A 22,563-nucleotide genomic window follows, 5' to 3' on the forward strand; every position below is an offset into this window, starting at 1 on the left:
AGCCTGCGAACGGCTGACCGTCTCGCGCTAGGATGCGAGGCTTGCTAGACCGACGAATTGCGCCATCCCGAGGATTGCTGCCGTGCCCGAGAACCAGCCCGCCGACCGGCTGACCAAGCTCCGGACCCGCCTGTCCCACGGGATGCTCGGCTTCGACGCCTGGCTGAATGACGGCCTCTACAACGGCGGCCGCTCGTTCGGCGAGGCCTATGGGCGCTTCGCGGAGCGGTTCCAGCGTCGCTTCCGGGTGCGGGGCGTCAAGCGCCTGGCGCTCGACCTCGCGAGCGAGGGCGTGACGCTCGGCCTCGTCGGCGGCGTCGTGATGCTGACGCTCGCCCAGTCGGCCTTCAACCAGACCAGCGAGAACTGGCTGAAGGCGCCGGACCTCGCCGTGACCTTCCTCGACCGCTACGGCACCGAGGTCGGGCGGCGCGGCATCAAGCACGACGACTCGCTGCGCATCGACGAGTTTCCCGACATCCTGGTCAAGGCGCTGATCTCGACCGAGGACCGGCGCTTCTACGAGCACTGGGGCATCGACCCGATCGGGACCCTGCGCGCCGTGACGGTGAACGCCCGCGGCGGCGGCCACGTCCAGGGCGGCTCCTCGCTGACCCAGCAGCTCGCCAAGAACCTGTTCCTGTCGAACGAGCGCTCGCTCGAGCGCAAGGTCAACGAGGCGTTCCTGGCCCTCTGGCTCGAATGCCACCTGACCAAGAACGAGATCCTGAAGCTCTATCTCGACCGGGCCTATATGGGCGGCGGCACCTTCGGGGCGGCGGCGGCGGCGGATTACTATTTCGGCAAGAACCTCAAGGACATCACCCTGCCGGAGGCGGCCATGCTGGCCGGCCTGTTCAAGGCGCCGACGAAGTACGCGCCCCACGTCAACCTGCCGGCGGCGCGTGCCCGCGCGGCGGACGTGCTGCACAACATGGTCGAGGCGGGCTACCTGACGGAAGGCCAGATCCAGTCGGCCCTGCGCAACCCGGCGACCCCGGTGACCCGCTCGCGCGACATCAGCGCCGATTACTACCTCGATTGGGCCTTCAACGAGATCAAGAAGCTCGTCGACGAGGGCAAGCTGAAGAAGGAGCGGGTGCTGGTCGTGAAGACCCCGCTCGACCTCGCGATCCAGAAGCGGGCCGACCAGGCGGTGGAGAACGTGCTGCGCCAGTTCGGCGACGCCTTCGACGTCGAGCAGGCGGCCCTCGTGACCATGGACCCCGACGGTGCCGTGCGGGCGATGGTCGGCGGGGCCGATTACGGCCAGAGCCAGTTCAACCGCGCCACCGACGCGCTCCGCCAGCCCGGCTCGTCCTTCAAGCCCTACGTCTACGCCGCGGCCCTCGCCACCGGGCAGTGGCGGCCCGAGAGCAAGGTCGTCGACCGGCCGGTCTGCATCGGCAACTGGTGCCCGGCGAACTATGGCCGCTCCTTCGCCGGCACCGTGCCGTTGTGGGTGGCGGTGGCGAAATCGATCAACACCATCCCGGTGCAGTTCTCGATCGCCATGGGCAAGCAACTGGGCGAGACCCACGACGCCCGGGCGGCCAAGCTCGGCCGGGCCAAGATCATCGAGCTCGCCCACAAGATGGGCATCACCTCGAACCTGGTCGACTCGGTCTCGCTGCCGATCGGCTCGGCCGAGGTGACGGTGCTCGACCAGGCCGCCGGCTACTCGGTCTTCGCCAATGGCGGCCGCCGGGCCAAGCCCTACGCGGCGACCGAGATCCGCACCGGCGCCGGCGAGGTGATCTACCGCCACGACGCCAGCGAGGCGCCGCCCGAGCAGCTGCTCTCGACCCGGGTCGTCGCCGACATGAACATCATGCTGAACAAGGTCGTCGACGAGGGCACCGGCCGCAAGGCGGCGGTGGAGGGCGTGCGCACCGCCGGCAAGTCGGGCACCACCAACGCCTACCGGGATGCCTGGTTCGTCGGCTATACCGGCAACCTCGTGACCGCCGTCTGGTACGGCAACGACGACCATTCCTCGACCAAGAACCTGACCGGCGGCTCGCTGCCGGCGATCACCTTCCACGAGGTGATGGCGCCGGCCCACCAGGGCATCGAGATCAAGCCGATGCCGGGCTTCGAGTCGGACAAGGCCGTCGTTCGCAGCGCCCAGGGCCCCGCCCCGACCACCCCGCCCCCCGGCGCGCCGGCCGGCGCCCTGTCGCGGCGCTCCTTCGAGGTGCTGGGGGGACTGGGCACCCTGTTCCGCTCGGTCGAGAGCCCGACCCCGGGACGGGCGGCGTTCAACACGGTGGGAAGCGGCACGGCCGAACGGTCGTCGGTGCGGTAACGCCGGGGACGTCCCGCGCGGTGCCCGAGCGCCGCGCCTTGACCTTCGCCGTGACGATCCGCACAACGGCGCCGTTCGGTACCTCGCCCGCACAGTTCCGCGGCGGCCGACATGCGCCCGGCCAATCCCCTGGCCGGGCCGAGCGACGAGGCCACGTCGACCGGCTCCGGCACGCGATGATAGTCTCCTCCGCCGTCCAGGGCCGCACGAAAGGGAAGCCCATGAAGTACGTGGCGGTCACCCGCATCCTCGACGAGGCGGACATCGTCGAGGCCTTCACGCGGCACACGGCCCTGTTTGCCGGCCATCACATCTTCATCGACAACGGCAGCAACGACGGCACGCTCGACATCCTGCGGTCCCTGCAGGCCGAGGGATTGCCGATCACCGTCTTCCAGAACAAGTCCGTGCATTACAACGAGCGCGAGTTCAATACGTTTCTGTACAAGGAAGCGGTCGACAACCACCGGGCCGACTGGGTCATCTTCCTGGACGCCGACGAGTTCCTCGACGATCGTCATCTCGGGATGTCGTTTCATCAATACTTCGAGGCCCTGGAGCGGAGCGGCAGCCCGGTCCAGTGCGTCAAGATCCCGATGGTCAACTATCAATACACGCGGCAGGACAACAAGGATGAAATGATCGTCCCGCGTCGCATGGTCAAGCGTCACGCGCCGAGCGACACCTGCAAGGTGATCGTGAGCGCGAAGATTCGTCACGACGAGATCATGATCGACAACGGGTCGCACCACGTCTTCTGCCGCGGGTCCGAGGTGCGCGAGCAGATCACCGAGACCAGGATCTGGCTGGCCCACTACTCGGAGCGCTCGCCGTTCCAGCTGGTGGTGAAGTTCGTGCGGGGCTGGGCGAAGGTCCTCGCCGCGGGCGAGGTCGCCCTCAAGGCCGGCGCGAGCTCCCACTATCGCGGGCCGTTCGAGATCCTCAAGGACCGGCCCGAAGCGCTCCTCAAGAGCGAGTGGTTCATGACCCACAAGAACGAGCACCCGGACCTCGTCGAGGATCCGACGCGCTACCATGGCGGCGAACTGCGATACACGCCGCGCGTCGAGGACGACATGATCGCCGTCAGGAGCCTCATGGGATACCTCGCGGACTTGGCCGAGCAGCACGGCCGGCTGATCGATTCGAGCGCGTCGGTCCGGCAGCTGGTCGAGCAATGGGGGTCGCAGCACGGCCGGATCCTGTGAGCGTCGCCGACGGCGCGGCTCTCGCGGCGTCCAGCGAGACGCCCGTGACGATGCACCGGCATTTTCACCCGGGCCTCACCTGACCAAGCGGATGTCGGCGAGAGGAAAAAATTCCGGCGCGCCCCGAAATCCAGCGCAGAAACAAGGCGTAATAACCGGATCATGCCCCGGAGCACGGGCCGGTCGTGCTCGGATCGGGGGCGTGTCAGATCTTCGAGTCCGCGACCGCGATTTTGTCACATTTCCTTCACAGAACCCGTATGCACTTTCCCGGAAAATGCTCTGCGATCGCCTGAACTGAACCAGGCGGGCGCAACCTCGATCGTCGTCGAGAACCCCTCCGGATTACCTTACGGTTCATCGGCTTTGAAACTGACGACACAGCGCGAGCATGATCGGTGGCTGGACCGCCTTCTCGCGACGCCCCTGGCGCAGCGAATCCGGACCCACCTCCTCGACCGCGCCTGGTCCACCTCGGAACACGGTCACGCACCGACGTGGTCGCACCGGATTCGCGACCGGCTTTCGGCGATCGTGAGCCCGCCCGAGCGGGCACCGGGTGTCGCGACCGTCGTGGCCATCGCGAAAGATGAAGGCCGGTACATCACGGAGTGGATCGCCTGGAATCTCGCGATCGGCTTCGATCGCATCCTGATCTTCTCGAACGACAGCACCGACGACACCGACCGGATCGTCTCGCGTCTTTCACGGCGGGATCCACGGGTCGCCCTGATACGGTGGCCGTCCGTACCCGGCACCTCGCCCCAGATCACCGCCTACACGCATTCCTTGAGCATCGTGACGACGCCCTGGGTCATTTTTCTCGACATCGACGAGTTTCTCCTGCCCTTCGCCGACGGCCATATCCACCATTTCCTCGATCGCGTTCCGGACGATGTCGCGAGCGTTCACATCAACTGGCGGAATTTCGGCTCCGGCGGACGGACATCCGCGGATTACGACTTCGTGACTAAGACGTTTTTTCAGGGTGCCGACTTGGGCTGGGGCAATCACAACCATTTCAAGACTTTCACCCGGACCGCCCTGACGACGGATGTTCATGTTCACGACGCGGGAACGTCGAAGGGCCGCAGGACGCTCTCCGATTTCAACGAGTTCGCGCTGCATTACCCCGGTATCGGCACCCGGACAGTTCACGACACGATCCAGATCAATCACTATCAATGCAAAACCTATGAAGAATTTGCCCAGCGCATGCGGCGCGGCGATGCCAATTACGCCGGAAGCGGACCGCGCGACCATTCACGAGAACGATTCGACGTCCTCGACAGAAATGAAACCTCGGATTTCAAGATCCGCATGTTCGAAGCCGCCTTCGACGCCGAGTACGAGCGGCTGACGCGATGACGCTCGCCCTGCGCCGCGGATCGCCGCGGAGGGCCCGCGGTCCGATCCGTCGGATCCCGGGTCTTCCGTCTCCTGCCCGGCGATAGCCGTTCGGCGAAAAAACCCGTTCGGGCTCCGCCCGACCTGGGCTAGACACGGCCCCACGATGCTGATCGAGAAAGTCGCCCCTCCGGCCGCCGGGCGCGCCGCGCCCCTCCGGCCCCGATCCCTGCCGCGGCTGCTGCGGCGGGCGTCGCACCTGCGCGGGGTCGGGCGCGGATTCGGGACTGTCGGGCTGGTGGTCTACGCCCTCGCGCTCGGTGCGGCCTTAGGCCTCGCCAGCGCCAACTGGGCGACGCGGGGGCGCTACCCGTTCGGGGGCGTCACCCTGAATGCCTGGACCGCCTGGCCGAAGATCGGCTCGCGCGACGCCGACCCCTACGTGCGGGCGATCCACGCCCGGACCGGCGAGGTGCCGCTGGCCCTCGGGGAAGGCCTGCTCCTCACCGCGCTCACCGACGATGCCGGGCGCAGGCTCGATCCCTCCTGCCGCTACCGCATCGCCGGCGCCACGCCCCCGGCCCGGGCCTGGACCCTGACGGTGGAGCGGCGCGGGCATGCCAAGGAGGCGGCCCGGGAAGCAGCCAAGGACGCGGCCGATCGCCCGGCGCAAGGAGGCGCCGTGCCGCCGGCGCGCACCGGCTTCACCTCCACGGAGGTCCTGCGCGACCGCGACGGCCGCTTCGCGGTGATCCTGAGCCCGGCCGTGCAACCCGGCAACTGGCTTCCGATGCCCGGGGGCGACGGCTCGATCCGGCTGGTGCTGCGCCTCTACGATACGCCGGTGGCGGCGAGCACCGGCGTGCTCGAACGCGAGGGCGTGCCCTCGATCACCCGGGAGGATTGCCCGTGACGCCGCTCGGCCGCTTCATCCTCGCCACCCTGTGCGGCCTCGTCCTGGCCGGGCTCGTGCACGTCGCGACGGTGCTGGCGATCCCCTACCTCGCCGCCGGCGACGCCCTGGCGCGTTCGCGCGCGACGCTCGCCAACGACACCTCGGTGCTGATCCACGCGGCCGAAGTCGGGGGACCGGCCGAGGCGGCGGAGGGCTGGCTGCCGCCGCAGGACCCCGCGGTGGCGGTGGGCGTCTGCGCCTACGACCTCGACGACGGGCCGGTGCGGATCACCGCCGAGACCGGCCCGCTCGTCGAGACGATCGCGCTCCACGGGCGCAGCGGCGCCTACTACGCCATCACCGACCAGGCGGCCGTGCGTGGCACGGTCGAGCTCGTCATCATGACCCGGCGCCAGTTCGACGAGGCGCTCGCCACCGCCGACGAGGACGAGCGCAATCGCGACGTGCGCATCGTCGCACCGAGCCGGCAGGGCTTCGTCAGCGTGCGGGTGCTCGCCGCCCTGCCGAGCCAGCAGGCCCAGGCCAACGAGGCCGCCCGCTCGGTCTCCTGCACCATCGACGGGCCGGACGAGTAGGGCGATCGTCTCCCGATCTCCGCGTTCGGGAGACGATCTCTCATCCCTTGCGTCGTGGCATCGACACGTCGATGCCACGGCGTCCGGCGCATCAGCGCCGACGCCCGTTCGGGCTTAGCCAGCGCCTTCGAACGGATCCGTTCGAGGGTGCGGCGGTATCATCCCTTGCGCACCAGCACCACCTCGCCCGGTTCCGCGGGCACGAGGCCGCAGCGCGCCTCGGCATCCGCCGGCAGCAGCGGGTCGAGCAGGGTCCGGCGCGAATCCAGGAAGGCGAGGGCCCGCTCGGTCGCCACCGCCTCGTCCTCGGGGGCGGCGATCAGCAGGTGTTCGAGGGCGTAGCGGTAGGAGGCGGAGCGCGCCGCCGTCTCGCGCCGCACCCAGGCGATGAGGCAGCGGTTCTCCGCCACCCGCATCGCGGCGCTGCGCACGTCGCGGTCGTCGAGGGTGGTGATGAAGGGCAGGCTCTGCAGCCGCGTCAGGTCCGCCCGCACCACCCGCGACGCCGTCTCGGCGAAGGCGGGGACGAGGCGGCCATCCGCCACCAGGTCGTCGGAGAGGCGCCGGTAGCGCGAGACGACCGAGCGGAACGGCCCGCTGGTGATCGCCTCGAGGTAGGCCGCCGGATCGGCGGGGCGCCAGCCCACCGGCAGCACCCGGGCGCGGGTGAGGTTGTTGAGGGCGGCGTCGAAGACGCTGCGCTCCCGGGCCGGCATCAGGAAGCGCCAGGCGCGATCGCGCAGCGCCCGCTCGTCCTCCGTGAAGGGAAACAACGAGGCCGGCTCGCCGCGCTCGTGCGCCGCGAACGTGCCGGCGGCGTCGATCAGGCTGTTCCAGGCGGTGGGCGCCGGGCGGCCGAAATCGCCCTGCTGGACGCAGGCTGCCACCAGCGGCACGGCGATGAGGGCGCCGGCGAGCGGCGCGACGAACGGGAGGGTACGGCGCGGCATGGGGCGGCGCGGGACCTCAGCGCCGGCAGCGCCGCTCGGGCGCGGGCGCAGGCAGGACGGGCTCGGCGGGATCGGGCAGCCTCTCATAGCGCACTCCCGTGAACAGCAGAATCGTGCCGCGGACCGCGTCCGCCGGATGGGAATCGGCCGAACCGCCGGCGACCGCGCCCGGGCGCGCCGCGGGGCGCGGGAACGGGATGATGTCCGCCGAGGGACGCCGCTGTGGGCCGACCATGTGTGCTCTCCCGCCTCCGCCTAAGTCCCTCCGGCACGTCCCTCCGGGACCGCCACCCATCGCGACCTCACGGGAGGGACGAAACCACGCGCATGGTTAATGGATTGTTTCCAATGCTCCCCCGTCTCACCGTGTCCGGAGGCCCGCCCGGCCTGCCGCGTAAACCATCGGTGACCGGACCGGCGCCCGATCCCCGCTGTCCCCAGGCCCGGAACCGGCCGCTCTCCGCAGCCTTAAGCGTCGCTTTACGCAAGCCCCGGCATTCTCCGGGTCGTCTTCAGTCCTGCGTACCCGATCGCCCATGGCCCGCTCCGCCGCCGACGCTCCGCCGGACCTCTCCGGCCTTCTCGACCTCGCGCGAGACCGGCGTCTCGACATGAAACCGGTCCTGCTGCGGGTGCAGACGGACCTCTTTCGCGCCGCCCCCGTGCGGGACGTCGCGACGATCCGGGCCTTCGAGTCACTCGCCTGCGGGCTGATCCCGACGGTCGATTCCGCCACCGCCGAGATCGTCGCCCAGAAGCTGGCGCCCCTCGCCGACACGCCCCAGAGCGTGCTGACGCTGCTCGCCGCCCATGGCGGCGGCGCCCGCGACGCGGTGCTGGCCTTGAGCCCGGTCCTGTCGACGGCGCTGCTCGACGCCGCCGGCAACGGGCCGGAGCTCGACGCGGTCATCGCCCTGCGGCACGATCTCGGCCGGGCCCTCGTCGACGACCTGAGCCAGCGCGACGAGCCGGACGTCGACATCGCGCTCGCCCGCAACGCGACCGCGCCGCTCTCCGGCGCCGCCCTGGAGCGGCTGGTCGAGCGGGCGCGCCGGCGGCCGGACCTGGCCGCCCTGCTCCTCGCCCGCCACGACCTGCCGGCGGTCGACCTCGCGCCGCTCTACCTCCAGGCGGACCGTGAGCGCCGGGCGGCGATCCGCGACGGCGTCGCCGCCCGCGCGGCCCTGCGGCCGCAGGGGCGGGCCGGCATGCGGGCGGCCGGCGCCGCGCTCACCGCGTTCGCCGCCCGCGGCGAGCCGGAGCGGTTCGAGGTGGCGCTCGGCGAGGCACTGGGCATGCCGGGGGTGAGCTTCCGCGCCACCGAGCCGGAGCGGCGCGACCTCCTGGCGCTCGCCCTGCGCGCCGCCGACCTCGCCGAGGAGGAGGCGGTGTTCATCTTCCTGCGCCTCGATCCCTCCATCGCCCGCTCGGTCGAGGCGGTGTTCGGCCTGACCGAGCTGTTTCGCGCCATGGACGCCGCCACCGCCCGCGACCTCGTCGCCTCGATCCTCGGCAGCGACGGGACCCTGCACGGCGCCACCCCCGAGCAGCACCGCCCGGCCCACGGCCCGGCCTCGCCGCGCCTGCGCCCGGCCGCCGCCCCCTCCTTGCGCCCGGCCCTTCCGGAACGGACCCGCAAGGCGCGATAGATCTCAGGCCGAGCACGACGGTTTCCCCCCGGTCGCGAAATGCTCTAGGCGTGGCGCTCCGGATGCTGCGCCGCCCGCGACGGGGTGGCGCGCGACGGGACAACGAGAACCGTCTCGGGGAGAGCCTCGTGAGTGCCAGCCTGCCGGTCGCCCTGCCCGATATCGGCGACTTCAAGGACGTCCCGGTGGTCGAGATCCTGGTCAAGCCCGGGGACCGGATCGCCGTCGACGACCTCCTGATCAGCATCGAATCCGACAAGGCCACCATGGAGGTCCCCTCGCCGGTGGCGGGAGTGGTGGCGGAGATCCTGGTGGCGCCGGGCACGCGGGTGTCGCAGGGCACGCCGATCCTGATGGTCGACACCTCCGGCGAGGCCGCCGCACCGCTGCCCGCCGCGGCCTCGGCGGCCCCCGAACCGGCGCCGAGCCCGGCCCCGGCGGCAGCGGCGGCTCCCGCGCCGGTCGCGCCCGGGACCTCCGCCACGTCCGAAGCCCCCGCCAAGGCCGAAGCCCCCGCCACCTCCGCCGCCCACGCCACGCCCTCCGTGCGCGCCTACGCGCGCGAGCTCGGCGTCGATCTGGCGGGCATTCCCGGCACCGGCCCGCAGGGGCGCATCCTGCGCGAGGACGTGCTGGCCTTCGTCCGCGGCCAGATGGCGGCCCCCTCCCCCGCTACCCCGCCGGCCGCCGCCCCACCGCCCGCTCCGGCCCCCACCGGGATCGGCGCCGGCCTGCCGGCCTGGCCGCAGGTCGACCACGCCAAGTTCGGCCCGGTGCGGCGGGAGTCCCTGTCGCGCATCCAGCAGATCTCCGGCCAGGCGCTCGCCCGCAACTGGCTGACGATCCCGCACGTCACCAATTTCGACCACGCCGACGTCACCGAGACCGAGGCGCTGAGGCGCGAGCTGAACGGCGCCGGCCGGCCCGGCGCCCACAAGGTCACGATGGTGGCGATCCTGATCAAGGCCGCCGCCGCCGCGCTCCGGGCCTATCCGCGCTTCAACGCGGCGCTCGACGGCGATGCCCTGATCCTGAAGGATTATGTCCATGTCGGCTTCGCGGTCGACACGCCGCGGGGCCTCCTGGTGCCGGTGGTGCGCGACTGCGACCGCAAGGGCCTCGTCGAGATCGCCCAGGAGATGGGGGAGCTCGCCGAGCAGGCCCGCTCCGGCACCCTGCCCCCCGCCGCGATGCAGGGCGGCGGCTTCTCGGTCTCGTCGCTCGGCGGCATCGGCGGCGACGGCTTCACGCCGATCATCAACGCCCCCGAGGTGGCGATCCTGGGGGCCGCGCGCTCGCGCATCGAGCCGGTCTGGGACGGCAGCACCTTCCAGCCGCGGCTGATCCTGCCCTTGAGCCTGTCCTGGGACCACCGGGCGGTGGACGGCGCGGCGGCGGCCCGCTTCCTCTCGCACCTCGCCGCGGTGCTCACCGACCTGCGCCGGGGCGCCCTGTGATCCGGGCGGCCGACCCGGCCGATTACCCGGCCCTGGCGCGTTTGTTCGAGGAGATGCAGGCCTACTACGCCGTGGCGTGCCCGCCTCGGGAAGAGATCGAGGCGGCGCTCGCCGGGCGCCCGGCCGGCACCGAGATCCTGGTGGCGGAGGAGGGCGGGGACCTCGCCGGCTTCGCGGCGTTCCCGGCGATCTATCCCGGCCCGGGTCTCGCGGGCGGCCTGTTCCTGAAGGAGCTGTTCGTCGGCGCCGCCCATCGCGGCGCCGGCCACGGCCGCGCCCTGGTGCGGGCGGTGGCGGGAGAGGCCGTGGCGCGCGGGCTGAAGCGCGTCGACTGGACGGCGGATGCCGGCAAGCCGGCGCTGCTCGCGTTCTACGAGGGGCTCGGGGCGGCACAGAAGCCCGACAAGGTGTTCTTCCGGCTGGACGGGGAGGCACTGGCGGCGCTCGGCGGGTGAGACCGGCCGCACGGGCCGCCTCCTTTCCCCGCGTGGAAAGAAGGTTCCGAGCCCGGTCCGACGGACCGCGCAGGGCTGTCGGAAGTCGGAGCCGGAAGCCGGACGAATCGCCGATGCAGGTCGGCTCCGTGCCGGACAGGGTGCATCCGGGGCTTGTTCGACGAAACGTCTGTGCTGGACCGGGACCGCCGGCATGGCCGTGCCAGGCGGTGCATGGGCTATGTAACCCGATGCTGTTTCGAGCCTTTACATTCGTTAATATTCTCAGTACCGACATTTGATAAATCAGTCTTCGCGAGCCTTCTGCTGAGAATGCCTCGCGAAACCATTGTGCGGTTGCGTGCAGAATGCACGAAAATATCTGGCCAAAATAGTAAAATGGCACCTGAAGAAGAGCATATCAACGACATTGATGCGAGATGTCGCTCACTTCAGAGAGATTTTCCGCTTTTTCGAACGGCGCTGGATGCGATCGGGGAAGCAGTCATTATTACAGATGCACAGCTTGACCGCCCCGGGCCGCATATCGAGTACGTCAATCCGGCATTCTCCCGATTGACAGGCTACTCAGCTGATGAAGTTCTTGGAAAGACGCCGCGCATTCTGCAGGGTCCGTTGACCGACCGCGCGTTGCTGGATCGCCTGCGATTTGATTTGGAGACGCGGGAAGCCTTTCAGGGCAGCAGCATCAATTATCGCAAGGACGGCACGAGCTACCGTCTCTACTGGCACATCACGCCACTGCGCAATCAAGCGGGAGAACTGACGCACTGGGTCGCCCTCCAACGCGAGATCGCGTCGGACACAGCACTTGACGCACAGCCGGAGCAGGGAGTGCACCGTGTCCGCCAGATCACCGGTCAAGCGGCCGCGCGACTGAATGGAGCGCTTCGACCGTCCGACGATGCGGGCCGGCTCGGAGACCGGGATGCGCCCGATACGCGCGACCTGCAGAGGCAGGTGCGCGACACTCTCGCCACCGTGCGCTCCATCGCACGCCGAACGGCCGAAACCCACGAAACAGCCGAAGACTACATGATGCACCTCGACGGCCGCATCGGCGCGCTCGCCCGTCTGAAGAACGCGGCCATGCAACCGGGCCCCCCTGGTCTGGAACTGGGATGGCTGATCACACACGAGTTGCTGGCCTTCGACGCACCGGGCGAAGATCGCGTGCGGATCAAAGGGCCGAAAATCCACCTTCACCCACGAACCGCCGAGATGATCGGCCTCGGCATTCACGAATTGGCAACCAACGCGCTCAAGTTCGGTGCATTGTCAGAGGCGAAGGGCTCCGTCACGGTCGTGTGGCGCGTCGAGCCGCGTGGGTCCGCACCCCGGATCATCTTCAAATGGGTAGAAAGCGGAACCTCGGAGCTGGTGGGCTCGCCCACACGCAGAGGGTACGGCATGACTTATCTGGAGTCGCGACTGCCTCGCGACCTCGGCGCGAAGGCAAAGCTGGATTTTGCCCGCGGCGGCATGACGTACCGGTTGAGCATACCTTTTTCTAGAGCATTTTCCGACGAAGTGGATGCCGGTTCGTCGTAGAAAATGCGGCAGAATCAAAGACCCAAAGAGCTTCGCGATTGCAGCGCGATCATGAAGCTCTCTAGCACGTGCGAGCGCATGGGCTAAGCGGTTTGAGACGCATGCAGAAAAGTCGATTCGAATTCCGAAAATTCGCACAATCGACCAAAATCAGGTATTTTTATATAACCCCTCTGATATATTATCAAGTCATTACTGCGCAATGATTGTATTATGCGATTCATATGCACGAAAGAAACGGCAATAGCATCTGCCAGATCGATTTGCGTCAAGCGCAAATCATAACTATTATCCTGCGCTAGGCCGACCATCTGCAGTCGAAATAGCAGTTCACAAAACAAATGGCCCAACCGCTTGTCAGCCGGGCGGCTGTCATTGACGATCCATTCACGCGCTGTCTCCAATTCCACGAGCGTTGCCCACCACAACCCCCGCGCAATACCCGAGTGCCTGACCGCCAGGTCCTCGAGAGTCTGGCGTTGCACGTCGACAACCAGGCAGCGCGTCAACGCGCCCAAGTGCCAATCCGAAGCGAAGTGCGCAGACGCATGGAGATCGTAGAAATCCCCCGGAAGAAGAAAATGTACGATGCGGCGCTGCCCGTCGGGCCGGATCGTATATCGGCACGCGATTCCATCCATGATGAAAGGAACGACCTGAGCGGACCCACTGTGCGCAACGTCTTCCCGCGACCGTAGGTAGCGCGACTTCCGAGACAGACCTTGAAGGGCGTCTCGCTCCACCTGTGACAGGGGGCCGGCATGCTCCAATCGTTGGATCAGGGGATTGGGAGACATCCGCTTCGTGACACCGCTTTAATGCGCAACTGTCTATACAGGCCCATGAACTGGCAGAATTCACCATAGCACTAACAGGCGGACGTCGCACCCCTCAACCTGGATGAATATTGACGCCATGCCAGCTAACACCATTAACACCGGCGACCCCTGGTGAGGTGCGGATGGATGAAGACGCGCGCCGATCGGCGGGAAGGCTCCGGAAGCCGCGGCGTCCGTCCGGGCCCGGAATCCCGGAGGGCGAAGCAGAGCGGCCCTGCCCCGTTGCCCGGGGGCGTCGGCCCCGAGCCCGCTGTTCCGTGCGGAAGAGGAGGTTCGCAAGGTCGAGGCGCCGAGGGACCACCGGACGTCGCGTTGCCGCCGCCCGCGCCCGGGTCTAAACTCCCGCAATGGACGAGAGCGATGCCCTCCTCGCCGCACTCCACCGGACGGCCGAGCCCGCGGCGGCCGGCGCCGTGGAACACCTGCTCCGGCACGGATCCGATGCGGAGCTGGCGCGGATCAACGCCGTGCATCTCGCGGCGGAAGCGGGCCTCGACGACGAGCCGGTGATCGCCGCGCTCCTGCACGGCGCGCGGCTCGGCCTCCTCGAAATGGCCTGGAACGTGCTGTGCCCGAGCTGCGGCGGCGTGATCGAGGCGCCGGCGAGCCTGCGCGGGGTCAGGCCGTCGGGCTATCACTGCGCCTTCTGCGCCCTCGACAGCGAGCCGGTCCTCGACGACACGGTCGAGGTGACGTTCACGGTGAGCCCGCGGATCCGGCGCATCGCCGCGCACGATCCCGACGGGCTCGGCTTCTGGGATTACCAGCGCCAGGTCTTCTTCGGCTCCGGCCTCGCGTTTCCGGAGCCGGCGGACCTCGCCGCGCTGGCGCAGCGGGCGCTCGTCGAAACGGTCGAGCTGCGCGCCGGCGAGCGGATGATCCTGGCGTTGCAGCTCGGGCCCGAGCCGCTGATCGTGCTCGATCCCGTCACCCACGCCGCCCACAACCTCGCGGTCGAGGGCGAGCCGACGCAGGAGCGCCAGGACCTCGCCCTGGTCTTCGACGCCGCCCGGGCGAGCGCCGGGCACAGCACGTTCCGCCCCGGCCCCTTGCGCCTCTCCCTCGACAACAGGACCAGCGGGCGGGTGCTGCCGGCGGTCTTCCGCGTCGGTCCGGATCTCGAGGCTCTGCTCGGCGGGCGCAGGCCCTATCTCACCGCCAAGCGGCTCCTCAGCAACCAGACCTTCCGCGATCTCTACCGCACCGACACGCTCGACATCGACCAGCGGCTCAAGATCCTGAGCCTGACCTTCCTGTTCACCGACCTGAAGGGCTCGACCGAGCTCTACGCCCGGGTCGGCGACCTCGTCGCCTACGACCTGGTGCGGGCGCATTTCCGCATCCTGCACGAGATCGTCGCCGCCGAGGGCGGGGCGGTGGTCAAGACGATCGGCGACGCCGTGATGGCGACCTTTCCGGCGCCGCACCGGGCGGTGGCGGCGGCGCTCCGCATGCGGGCGGCGATGCAGGCCCTGAACCGGGAGCGCGGGGCCGACGACCTCGTGCTCAAGATCGGCCTGCACGAGGGACCGTGCCTCGCGGTGAGCCTCAACGACCGCCAGGACTATTTCGGGCAGACCGTGAACGTGGCGGCGCGGGTGCAGCAGCTGGCGGCGGCCGGCGGCATCTTCGCCACCGACGCGGTCCTGCGCCACGCGGAGGCCGCCCGCTGCCTGACCGAGAACGGGATCACGGCCCGGGCCGAGCTGCGGTCCCTGCGCGGCATCGGCGAGCCGGTGCCGGTGCAGGAACTGATCTGAGACGCGTCACCTGAGGTCCGGCGGGACGCCGTGATCGACCAACCCGAGGCGCGGCACGACCGTGCCGGGGCGTAAGATCGCGCCGGGGGCCACGACGGCATTCGCCCCGAGCCGCGCCCCGTCGCCGACGAGGGCGCCGAACTTAGGCAGGCCCGTCTCGATCAGGGCGCCGTCGTGCCGGAACGCCACCGTGGCGCCGGGCCACTCGTTGCGATGGTTGGCGATGACGGCCCCGGCCTCGAGGTTGACGTCACGGCCGATCACGCTCTCGCCGACGAAGTTGAGATGGGCGAGCGCCGTGCCGGCGAACAGGAACGAGGCCTTGAGTTCCGCGCCGGGCCCGATCGTGCAGGCTTCTTCCAGCCAGGCGCCGCCCCGCAGGGTCGCGCCGTGGCCGATGAAGCAGCGCGGCCCGACGACGAGCGGGCCCTTGAGCACCGCGCCGGGCTCGATGCGGGCGCTGCGATGCACCGCGACCTCGTCGGCGACGAAGAAATCCGCGCCGAGCCGGTCGAGGAGCCGGCGGACGATCGCCGGCGCCGCCGCGGTGAGCGCCCAGGGCGTCTCGTTCGCGAGATCGGCGAGGGCGCCATCCGGGAAGGCCGGGATGTAGTGGACGAGCAGGCTCATGGCGGTCCCGGCCGAACGACGTCAGGTCACGGTCAGTCGCAGACGCGGACCCGGCGGATGTAGACGTCGCCGAACTCGTCCACCATCCGGCGGCGGACGGTGTAGCAGTCCGGGCCGTAAGCCGGGGCGTAGCCGCCATAGACCGGCGTGTAGCCGTAGGCCGGGGCGGGAGCATAGCCGTAGGCCGGGCGCGCGCCGGCGGCGATCGCGCTGCCGAGGGCGAGGCCGCCGACCGCGCCGAGGGCGAAGGCCGGCCCGCCGCGCCAGCCGGCCTCGGCCGGCGCGGCGCCGGCCAGGGTGACGCTCGCCAGGGCCGCAGCGGCCACGCAGACGGATGCGATGCGCTTCATGGCAGATCCCCATGACGTTGGAAGGTGAGGACGATGTCCCGAGCAACCCGGAGCCGAGATCGCGGCTCGTCCGTGCTCGATGTCCTCAAGTTCGCACCGTCACGCTGAATGCCGGCTGAAGCTTGGGCGCAGGATTCCTTCAGGCAGGTTCACGTGGCGTCGGCGGCGGGTTTCGCCTGGACGATGCGGTGGCCCGAAACCTCGGCGCCGGCCTCCGGGGCGAGGCGGCGGAACGAGAAGGTCGAGAGCCCGGAGACGATCGCCACCGCCAGGAACGCGGGCCAGAAATCCTCCGCCCGGATCTCGGTGCGGCCGTGCCACTCGGCGGCCGACTGGAGCGCGAAGGCCCCGAAGGCGACCCCGATGCTCAAAGAGAGCTGCTGGGCGACGCTGGCGAGGCTCGTCGCCGCGCTCATGTCGCGCGGATCGACGTCGGCATAGGCGATGGCGTTGACGGCGGTGAATTGCAGCGACCGGAAGCAGCCGCCGATCAGGAGCACCGCGATGATGAGGGCGTGCGGCGTGCCCGCGGTGAACAGGCCGTTGATCGCCAGCAGGCCGGCGGCCACCACCGCGTTGAGGGTGAGCACCGCCCGGAAGCCGAAGGCGCGCAGGATCCGGGCGGCGATGGTCTTCATGAACAGCGCGCCGGCGGCGGCCGCGAAGGTGATGAGGCCCGAATGCAGCGGGTCGAGCCCGAAGCCGAGCTGCAGCATCAGGGGCAGCAGGAAGGGGATTGCCCCGGTGCCGATGCGAAACAGGCTGCCGCCGAGCACCGCCGCCCGGAAGGTCGGGTACGCTAAGAGATCCAGCCGGATCACCGGATGCGCGACCCGGCGGCTGTGGGCGAGGTAGAGCCCGCACAGGGCGATGCCGGCGCCGGTGCAGGCCCAGGACACGGCCTCCGGCAGGAGGTGGCGCCCGCTCGAAGCCAGGCCCAGCATCAGGCTCGCGAGCCCGACCCCCGACAGGACGAAGCCGACGAGGTCGAGGGGCGGGCGCGCCTCCTCCTTGATGTCCTGGAAGTAGCGGGTGGCGAGCAGGATGCCGGCGAGCCCGATCGGCAGGTTGATGAAGAAGATCCAGCGCCAGTGCAGCGTCGTGGTGATGAGGCCGCCGAGCGGCGGGCCGATCACCGGGCCGACGAGGGCCGGGATGGTCAGCGTCGCGAGCGCCTGGACCAGCTCGCCCTTCGGCACGCTGCGCAGGAGCACGAGGCGCCCGACCGGCACCATCATCGCCCCGCCCATGCCCTGCAGGAAGCGGGCGGCGACGAACCAGCCCAGCGAATGGGCCGCCGCGCAGGCGAGCGAGCCGGCCATGAACACCGCGAGCGCCCAGCGGAACACCGTGCGGGCGCCGTAGCGGTCGGCGGCCCAGCCGCTGATCGGGATGAAGATCGCCAGGCTGACGAGGTAGGAGGTCAGGGCCAGCTTCAGGGCGATCGGGTCCTCGCCCATATCCGCGGCGATCGCCGGCAGCGACGTCGCGAGCACGGTCGAGTCCGTGTTCTCCATGAACAGGGCCGTGGCGACGACGAGGGGGACGATCCGGGCTTGGCGCATGGCGTCGTATCTAGCGCACGGTCACCATACCGGAAGCGCGAATCGGCGGGGGCTCGCCCGCGCGGCGCGCGGGGATAGGCGGATTCCCCTCGATTTTACCCGGGTGTTATTGACAGTGAATTTTTATCCGGGTAAAAAGGCGTCGCACGTCGAGCCCAGAGTACCGCCATGGACGAGTCCTTCACCTGCACCGCTTTCGAGGGGGGCCGACACCTGGCCACCGGCCCGGCCGCCGTCGTGGCCCTCGCGGTCAAACAGGCGGTCGCGCGGGGAGCCAGCCCGCTCGTCTTCGACCGCACCGGCCGGCAGATCGACTTCGACCTGCGCGGCAGCGACGCCGAGGTGACGGCGCGGCTGGAGCCGCCCGCCCGCCCGGCGGGACGCCCGAAGCTCGGGGTCGTCGCCCGCGAGGTCACCCTTCTGCCGAGGCACTGGGACTGGCTCGCCGCCCAACCCGGCGGGGCCTCGGTCGCCCTGCGCAAGCTCGTCGAGGCGGCCCGCAATGCCGGCGCGGGCGGGGAGCGGCAGCGCCTGGCTCGAGAAGCGGCGGACCGCTTCATGGGGGCGATGCTCGGCGACGCCCCCGGCTACGAAGAGGCGTCACGCGCCCTCTACGCGGGCGATGCAGATCGCTTCCAAACCTTGAGCGAGAACTGGCCGGCAGATCTTCGCGACCATGCCCGCAGCCTGGCCGGCCCGGCCTTCGAGGCAATGTAAGGCCGCACCCGCCGGCCGGATCCGGCCCGTTTCCTCCAGGATGGGCGTAGAGGAAACGGGCCCGCCTCAGCGCCTCACTCCGCCGCCGCCCGCACCGGCCGGTCGGCCGCCGCCCGCCGGGGCGTCGAGACCTCCGCCACCGGCAGGGCGCCGTCGTCGGTCAGGGTCACGAAGCGCCGGCCGTCATAGGCGAGGAGCGCCCCGGTCTCGATCTCGAAGAACCAGCCGTGCAGCGAGAGCCCGCCCTTGGCGAGCGCCGCCGCCACGCTCGGATGGGTGCGCAGATGGGCGAGCTGCACCACCACGTTCTCGAGGGCGAGCGCCCGCAGGCGGTCCGTCGGGTCGATGTCGTCCGGATAGGCCTCGCAGACGATGCGCTCGGCGGCGTGGCTGTGGCGCAGCCAGGCGGCGACGTTCGGCATCGCGGCGAGCGCGCCGGGCTGCATCAGCCCCTTCATGGCGCCGCAATCCGAGTGGCCGCAGACCACGATGTCGCGCACGCCGAGCGCCACCACCGCGTACTCGATCGCCGAGGAGACGCCGCCGTTCATCTGCGAGAAGGGCGGCACGATGTTGCCGGCGTTGCGGCAGACGAACAGCTCGCCGGGGCCGGCCTGGGTGATGTGCTCGGGCGCGACCCGGGAATCGGCGCAGGCGATGATCAGGGCCTTCGGCTGCTGGCCGTCGCGCACGAGGCGCTCGTACATCCGCTGCTGACCGGGGAAGACGCTGCCGCGGAAGGCGGAGATGCCCTGGATGATGCTGCTGTCCACGGGGGGTCCTTGTGTGAAGGGCAGGAGAGTTCCGCCGTTTGGGAATGCTGGCTTAGGTCGGCTCGCGCGTGCCCTGCCCCCGCGAGCGGCAGGGCTGTCCGGAGAAACTCTGCGCCTTACCGGCCGACCGCCCATCGGCCGCCGCGCTCCAGCCCGTTGCCCCGCTCCGTCACCATCGGCTGACCCTGGATCTGCCCGGTGCCCGCCCGCTGCGACAGGTACGAGCGGGGATCGTGGTAGGGATCGGAGACGTAGCTGCTCATGAAGCCGCCGCCCGCGGCCTGGCGGCTGCCCTCGCCGCCTTCGGCCTGCGCGGCGGCCGGCAGCGCGACGGTGGCGGCCAGAATGCTCAGGACGACGATCGTCTTCATCGAACTATCCTCTCTCGATCGACTGTAATGATGGACCGAACCGATCCGGTCCGGCGATGAAGATGAGGATCATCGAAGAAATCATCTTGCGATGTGCGACCACGCACCCAAGGGCATTCCGAACAATAATCCCGCATGCGATGCGACCGCGTGCGGCTCCGCACGTCTGTGCTGGGGATGGATGCCCTTGCGGCGGATGATCCGGGACGCGGGCCCGTCCGCCCGCCCGGCTTGACCGCTCCGGCCCGCGCGGCCCATACCTCGCGCAACATCGAGGAGGCCCATGGTCACCATCGCGAGACGGCCCCCGGGCCTGACCCCGCGCACCGGGCCGGCGCGGCCCACCGGCGCCTCTCTCTCCGGCGCCCCCTCCCCCCGGTCCCGTCGCCCGCGCTGATGGACCGCGATCCGATCGTCTTCGCCTGGCGCGCCGCCAAGCGCCGGCACGCCGCCGCCGTCGCGGTCGCCCTCGGGCTCGGCGGCCCGCTGGTCGGGCTCGGGCTGCTCGCCCTGCGCGACCTCGTCGACGAGCTGCTGGCGCTCGCCGAGCCGGGACGCGGGCCGATTCACTTCCTCCACCTGGTGGTGCCGCTGCCGGAACGGTGGGGCGGCCACGGCCTGGTGCTGGTGCGCGGCTGGCCGCTGCCGGAGAGCGCCCTGACCCTGTGGGCGCTGGGCTGCCTGATCGGCGTCGCCCTGTCCCTCGCCCTCCTCGGCTGGGGCGTGGCGCGACTCTGCGTGACGGCGCAGGGAGAGGCGGTGCGCCACCTGCGGGAGCTCGCCGAGGACGCGATCCTGCGCTCCGGGCCGGCCGCCCGCGACGATGCGCGGGCGCTCGCCGGCCAGGTCGGGGCGGCGATCCGCGCCGCCGACGGGCTCTTGGCCGTCGGCATCCTGGTCCCGGCGCTGGCGGCGGGCGCCACGCTGGTGGCGCTCGCGGTCGCGGCGGCCGTGGCGCCGCGCCTCGTCGCGGTGGCGGGCATCAGCCTCGTGGCGGCGGCGCTCGCGCGCCAGCTCCTCATCGCCCGCACCGAGCGCCGGGACGACCAGCGCCGCCTGGAGGGCGCCGCCCTGGAGCGCGGCCTCACCGACCTGGTGCGGCGCCTGCCGGCGGTGCGGGCCCACGGCACCACCGCCTTCGAGCATGCCCGCCTCGGCCACGTCGCCGAGCGGGCCCGCCGGGCGCTGACGGCGACCGAGGACGAGCTCTCCCGCGCCCGCGCCCCGGCGCTGGCCCTCACGGTGCTGGTGCCGACGATCGTGCTCGCCGCCGCCCTCTGGCAGGGGCCGACGCCCACCGCCCCGGTGAGCGCCGGCGGCCTCTCGGCGGTGCTCGGGGCGCTGGCCGTGGCGTCGAGCGCGGTCGCCGCCTTCCTGCGCCAGAACCGGCGGCGGCGCGCCGCCCTGCCGGCCTTCCGGGAGATCGCCCGCGCCACCGCCTCGCTCGAGGCCCGCGCCCGGGCGCCGCGCCGGCTGCGCAGCCAGTCCGAGAATCTGCCCGACGGCGGGCCGATCGTGCTCGCCAACGTCGCGGCCTACGATCCGGCCTCGGGCGAGCGGCTGATCGGCCTCGACCTCACCGTGCCGATGCCGGGCCACGTCGCGATCCTCGGCGACCGCGGCAGCGGCGGGCGGGTGCTGGCGGCCCTGATCGCCGGCCAGCTCGAACCCACCGCCGGGGCGGTCACCTATGCGGGCATCGACCTGCGCTCGGTCGAGCCGGCGGAGCGGGCCCGGCGCATCGCCTATGCGGGCGCCGAGCCGGTGCTGATGGCCGGCACGCTCCTGCAGAACCTGCTCTACGGCGATCCCGCCTTCGCCGACGGATCGAGCCCGGACGCCAGCACGCCGCATGCCGGCGAACTCGAGGAGCGGCTGGTCGAGGCCCTGGCGGTCACCGGGCTCGACCGGTTGGTCTATGGCCGGGGCCTGGCCAGCGTGCTGCCGCGCCGGCTCGACGCAGGCACCGCAACGGCGATCGTCGAGACGCGGGACGCCCTGCGCGCCGCGCTGACGGCGGACCACGCCGCCCACCTGATCGAGCCGTTCGACCCCGCCCGCTACAACCGCCAGGCGACGGTGGGCGAGAACATCCTGTTCGGGGCGCCGGTCGGCTCGGCCTTCTCGGAGGCGCGGCTCGCCGGCCATCCCTTCACCCGGGCGGTGCTGGAGGCCGAAGGCCTGACCCGGCCGATGACCGAGATGGGGCTCGCCATCGCCCGGGCCACCGTCGAGATCTTCTCCGACCTGCCGGACGACCACCCGCTCTTCGACGCCTTCTCGCTGTTTCCGGCCCGGGAGCGCGGCTTCTTCGAGGACCTGGTGGCGCGCCAGCCCGAGGCCTCCGGCTGGCGCCGCGGCCCCGCCGGCCAGCGCGACCGCGCCCGGCTGATCGGCCTGTGCCTGCGCTACAGCGAGACCCGGCACCGCTTCGGTCTCATCGACGAGGCGATGGAGGCGCGCCTCGTCGCGGCGAGGCGCACCTTCGCGGCGCTGCTGCCGGCCTCGCTCCAGGGCTCGGTGGAGTTCTACGACCCCGGCAAGGTCACCGCCGCGGCGAGCCTGGAGGAGAACCTGCTGTTCGGCCGCATCGCCGGCGCCGAGGCCGGGGCCGGGGCGCGGGTGCGCAGCCTGATGCAGGCGGTCCTGCGCGAGCGCGGCCTGGAGCGCACGGTCTACCGCTTCGGCCTCGCCAGCCAGGTCGATCCGCGGGCGGCCGACAGCGGCCTCGGCGGACGCGACGGCTTCACGCCCTCCGAGCGCATGGCGATCGACCTCGCCCGCTGCCTGGTGCGCCGGCCCGACATCCTGGTGATCGGCCTTGCCCTCGACGACCGTGGCGCGCCCGAGATCATGGCGGGGATCGCGCGGCTGCGGGCGGCCCGGGCCGGGCGCGGCCTCGTGGTCTGCCTGCCGGACGAGTGCCGGCCGGATCAGTCCGGGTCGAATCTTGCAGCGCCCTTCGACCTCGTGCTGCGGGCCGAGCGCAACACGGTGGTGCCGGCCGGCCACACCGGTCCCTCGTCGACTCCCCCCGAGGTGGGACTTCCCGCGACGGCCGCGCTCGGGCAGGATGCTGCAGAATCCACAGGGTCCGTGCGCGAGCACACCCGCTTAACGACAGATTAGGCCGTCCGAGGGA

20 protein-coding genes are annotated in these 22,563 nt (G+C 70.7%); 12 read left to right on the forward strand and 8 right to left on the reverse strand.

The features are described 5' to 3' along the window. The first annotated feature begins 142 nt into the window (after nt 1–142). The 5 genes from DK412_RS20100 (at nt 143) to DK412_RS20120 (ending at nt 6,354) form a co-directional block, all read left to right on the forward strand. The gene (locus DK412_RS20100; RefSeq protein ID WP_109975390.1) at nt 143–2,308 is read left to right on the forward strand and encodes a PBP1A family penicillin-binding protein; all 2,166 of its coding nucleotides are present in this window, start codon (nt 143–145) and stop codon (nt 2,306–2,308) included. Between the two features lie 20 nt (nt 2,309–2,328). After that, nucleotides 2,329–3,516, forward strand: coding sequence for a glycosyltransferase family 2 protein (locus DK412_RS20105; protein ID WP_162596254.1), 1,188 nt, complete (start codon nt 2,329–2,331; stop codon nt 3,514–3,516). Nucleotides 3,517–3,882: 366 nt separating this feature from the next. Beyond that, nucleotides 3,883–4,884, forward strand: a complete 1,002-nt coding sequence (locus tag DK412_RS20110) for a glycosyltransferase family 2 protein (protein WP_162596255.1) — start codon at nt 3,883–3,885, stop codon at nt 4,882–4,884. Between the two features lie 145 nt (nt 4,885–5,029). Then, the gene (locus DK412_RS20115) at nt 5,030–5,776 is read left to right on the forward strand and encodes a DUF1214 domain-containing protein (protein ID WP_109973394.1); all 747 of its coding nucleotides are present in this window, start codon (nt 5,030–5,032) and stop codon (nt 5,774–5,776) included. Beyond that, nucleotides 5,773–6,354: a hypothetical protein gene (locus DK412_RS20120; RefSeq protein ID WP_109973395.1), complete on the forward strand. Its 582-nt coding sequence runs from the start codon at nt 5,773–5,775 to the stop codon at nt 6,352–6,354. Before DK412_RS20115 ends, DK412_RS20120 begins: the two co-directional genes overlap by 4 nt. Nucleotides 6,355–6,512: 158 nt before the next feature. Here the strand turns inward: DK412_RS20120 and DK412_RS20125 are convergent, their stop codons facing one another. Beyond that, entirely contained in the window at nt 6,513–7,304 is a 792-nt protein-coding gene (locus tag DK412_RS20125; protein ID WP_109973396.1) for a hypothetical protein, read from the reverse strand. Nucleotides 7,305–7,320: 16 nt separating this feature from the next. Further along, nucleotides 7,321–7,539 (reverse strand): hypothetical protein, encoded by a 219-nt coding sequence (locus tag DK412_RS20130; protein ID WP_109973397.1) that lies wholly within the window; start codon nt 7,537–7,539, stop codon nt 7,321–7,323. A 301-nt stretch (nt 7,540–7,840) separates the two neighbouring features. Here DK412_RS20130 and DK412_RS20135 point away from each other — a divergent pair, with 301 nt between their 5' ends. From DK412_RS20135 to DK412_RS20150, 4 genes are all read left to right on the forward strand, one after another. After that, nucleotides 7,841–8,953, forward strand: a complete 1,113-nt coding sequence (locus DK412_RS20135; RefSeq protein WP_109973398.1) for a DUF2336 domain-containing protein — start codon at nt 7,841–7,843, stop codon at nt 8,951–8,953. A gap of 128 nt (nt 8,954–9,081) precedes the next feature. Further along, the gene (locus DK412_RS20140) at nt 9,082–10,410 is read left to right on the forward strand and encodes a 2-oxo acid dehydrogenase subunit E2 (RefSeq protein ID WP_109973399.1); all 1,329 of its coding nucleotides are present in this window, start codon (nt 9,082–9,084) and stop codon (nt 10,408–10,410) included. Between the two features lie 53 nt (nt 10,411–10,463). Next, a complete protein-coding gene (locus DK412_RS20145; RefSeq protein ID WP_109975391.1) occupies nt 10,464–10,865 on the forward strand; it encodes a GNAT family N-acetyltransferase in 402 nt (133 codons plus the stop codon). A 378-nt stretch (nt 10,866–11,243) separates the two neighbouring features. Beyond that, a complete protein-coding gene (locus tag DK412_RS20150) occupies nt 11,244–12,416 on the forward strand; it encodes a PAS domain S-box protein (RefSeq protein ID WP_162596256.1) in 1,173 nt (390 codons plus the stop codon). An 83-nt stretch (nt 12,417–12,499) separates the two neighbouring features. Here DK412_RS20150 and DK412_RS20155 read toward each other — a convergent pair whose 3' ends face one another. Further along, entirely contained in the window at nt 12,500–13,057 is a 558-nt protein-coding gene (locus DK412_RS20155) for a Crp/Fnr family transcriptional regulator (RefSeq protein WP_162596257.1), read from the reverse strand. Nucleotides 13,058–13,602: 545 nt separating this feature from the next. Here DK412_RS20155 and DK412_RS20160 point away from each other — a divergent pair. Then, nucleotides 13,603–15,015 (forward strand): adenylate/guanylate cyclase domain-containing protein, encoded by a 1,413-nt coding sequence (locus DK412_RS20160; RefSeq protein ID WP_109973402.1) that lies wholly within the window; start codon nt 13,603–13,605, stop codon nt 15,013–15,015. Nucleotides 15,016–15,021: 6 nt separating this feature from the next. Here the strand turns inward: DK412_RS20160 and DK412_RS20165 are convergent, their stop codons facing one another. From DK412_RS20165 to DK412_RS20175, 3 genes are all read right to left on the reverse strand, one after another. Then, nucleotides 15,022–15,645 carry a transferase gene (locus DK412_RS20165; RefSeq protein WP_109973403.1) on the reverse strand — a complete coding sequence of 208 codons (624 nt, stop codon included), beginning with the start codon at nt 15,643–15,645 and terminating at the stop codon, nt 15,022–15,024. Between the two features lie 32 nt (nt 15,646–15,677). Next, on the reverse strand, nt 15,678–15,995 hold the full coding sequence (locus DK412_RS20170; RefSeq protein ID WP_109973404.1) for a hypothetical protein: 318 nt from the start codon (nt 15,993–15,995) through the stop codon (nt 15,678–15,680). A 149-nt stretch (nt 15,996–16,144) separates the two neighbouring features. Continuing rightward, complete coding sequence (locus DK412_RS20175; protein ID WP_109973405.1) at nt 16,145–17,560, reverse strand: DHA2 family efflux MFS transporter permease subunit; 1,416 nt, start codon at nt 17,558–17,560, stop codon at nt 16,145–16,147. 168 nt (nt 17,561–17,728) lie between these two features. Between DK412_RS20175 and DK412_RS20180 the strand changes: the two genes are divergently transcribed. Continuing rightward, entirely contained in the window at nt 17,729–18,277 is a 549-nt protein-coding gene (locus DK412_RS20180; RefSeq protein ID WP_109973406.1) for a DUF2239 family protein, read from the forward strand. A 74-nt stretch (nt 18,278–18,351) separates the two neighbouring features. On the opposite strand, the gene DK412_RS20185 is transcribed toward DK412_RS20180, so the two are convergent. Both DK412_RS20185 and DK412_RS20190 read right to left on the reverse strand, forming a co-directional pair. Then, entirely contained in the window at nt 18,352–19,050 is a 699-nt protein-coding gene (locus tag DK412_RS20185) for a carbonic anhydrase (protein ID WP_245447126.1), read from the reverse strand. A gap of 116 nt (nt 19,051–19,166) precedes the next feature. Continuing rightward, complete coding sequence (locus DK412_RS20190) at nt 19,167–19,421, reverse strand: hypothetical protein (RefSeq protein ID WP_109973407.1); 255 nt, start codon at nt 19,419–19,421, stop codon at nt 19,167–19,169. A gap of 396 nt (nt 19,422–19,817) precedes the next feature. On the opposite strand from DK412_RS20190, the gene DK412_RS20195 reads away from it, so the two are divergent. Continuing rightward, entirely contained in the window at nt 19,818–22,550 is a 2,733-nt protein-coding gene (locus tag DK412_RS20195) for an ATP-binding cassette domain-containing protein (protein WP_109975393.1), read from the forward strand. The last annotated feature ends 13 nt before the right edge of the window (nt 22,551–22,563 follow it).

It is taken from the genome of Methylobacterium sp. 17Sr1-1, assembly GCF_003173775.1.
In the GTDB taxonomy this organism is placed as follows: Bacteria; Pseudomonadota; Alphaproteobacteria; order Rhizobiales; family Beijerinckiaceae; genus Methylobacterium.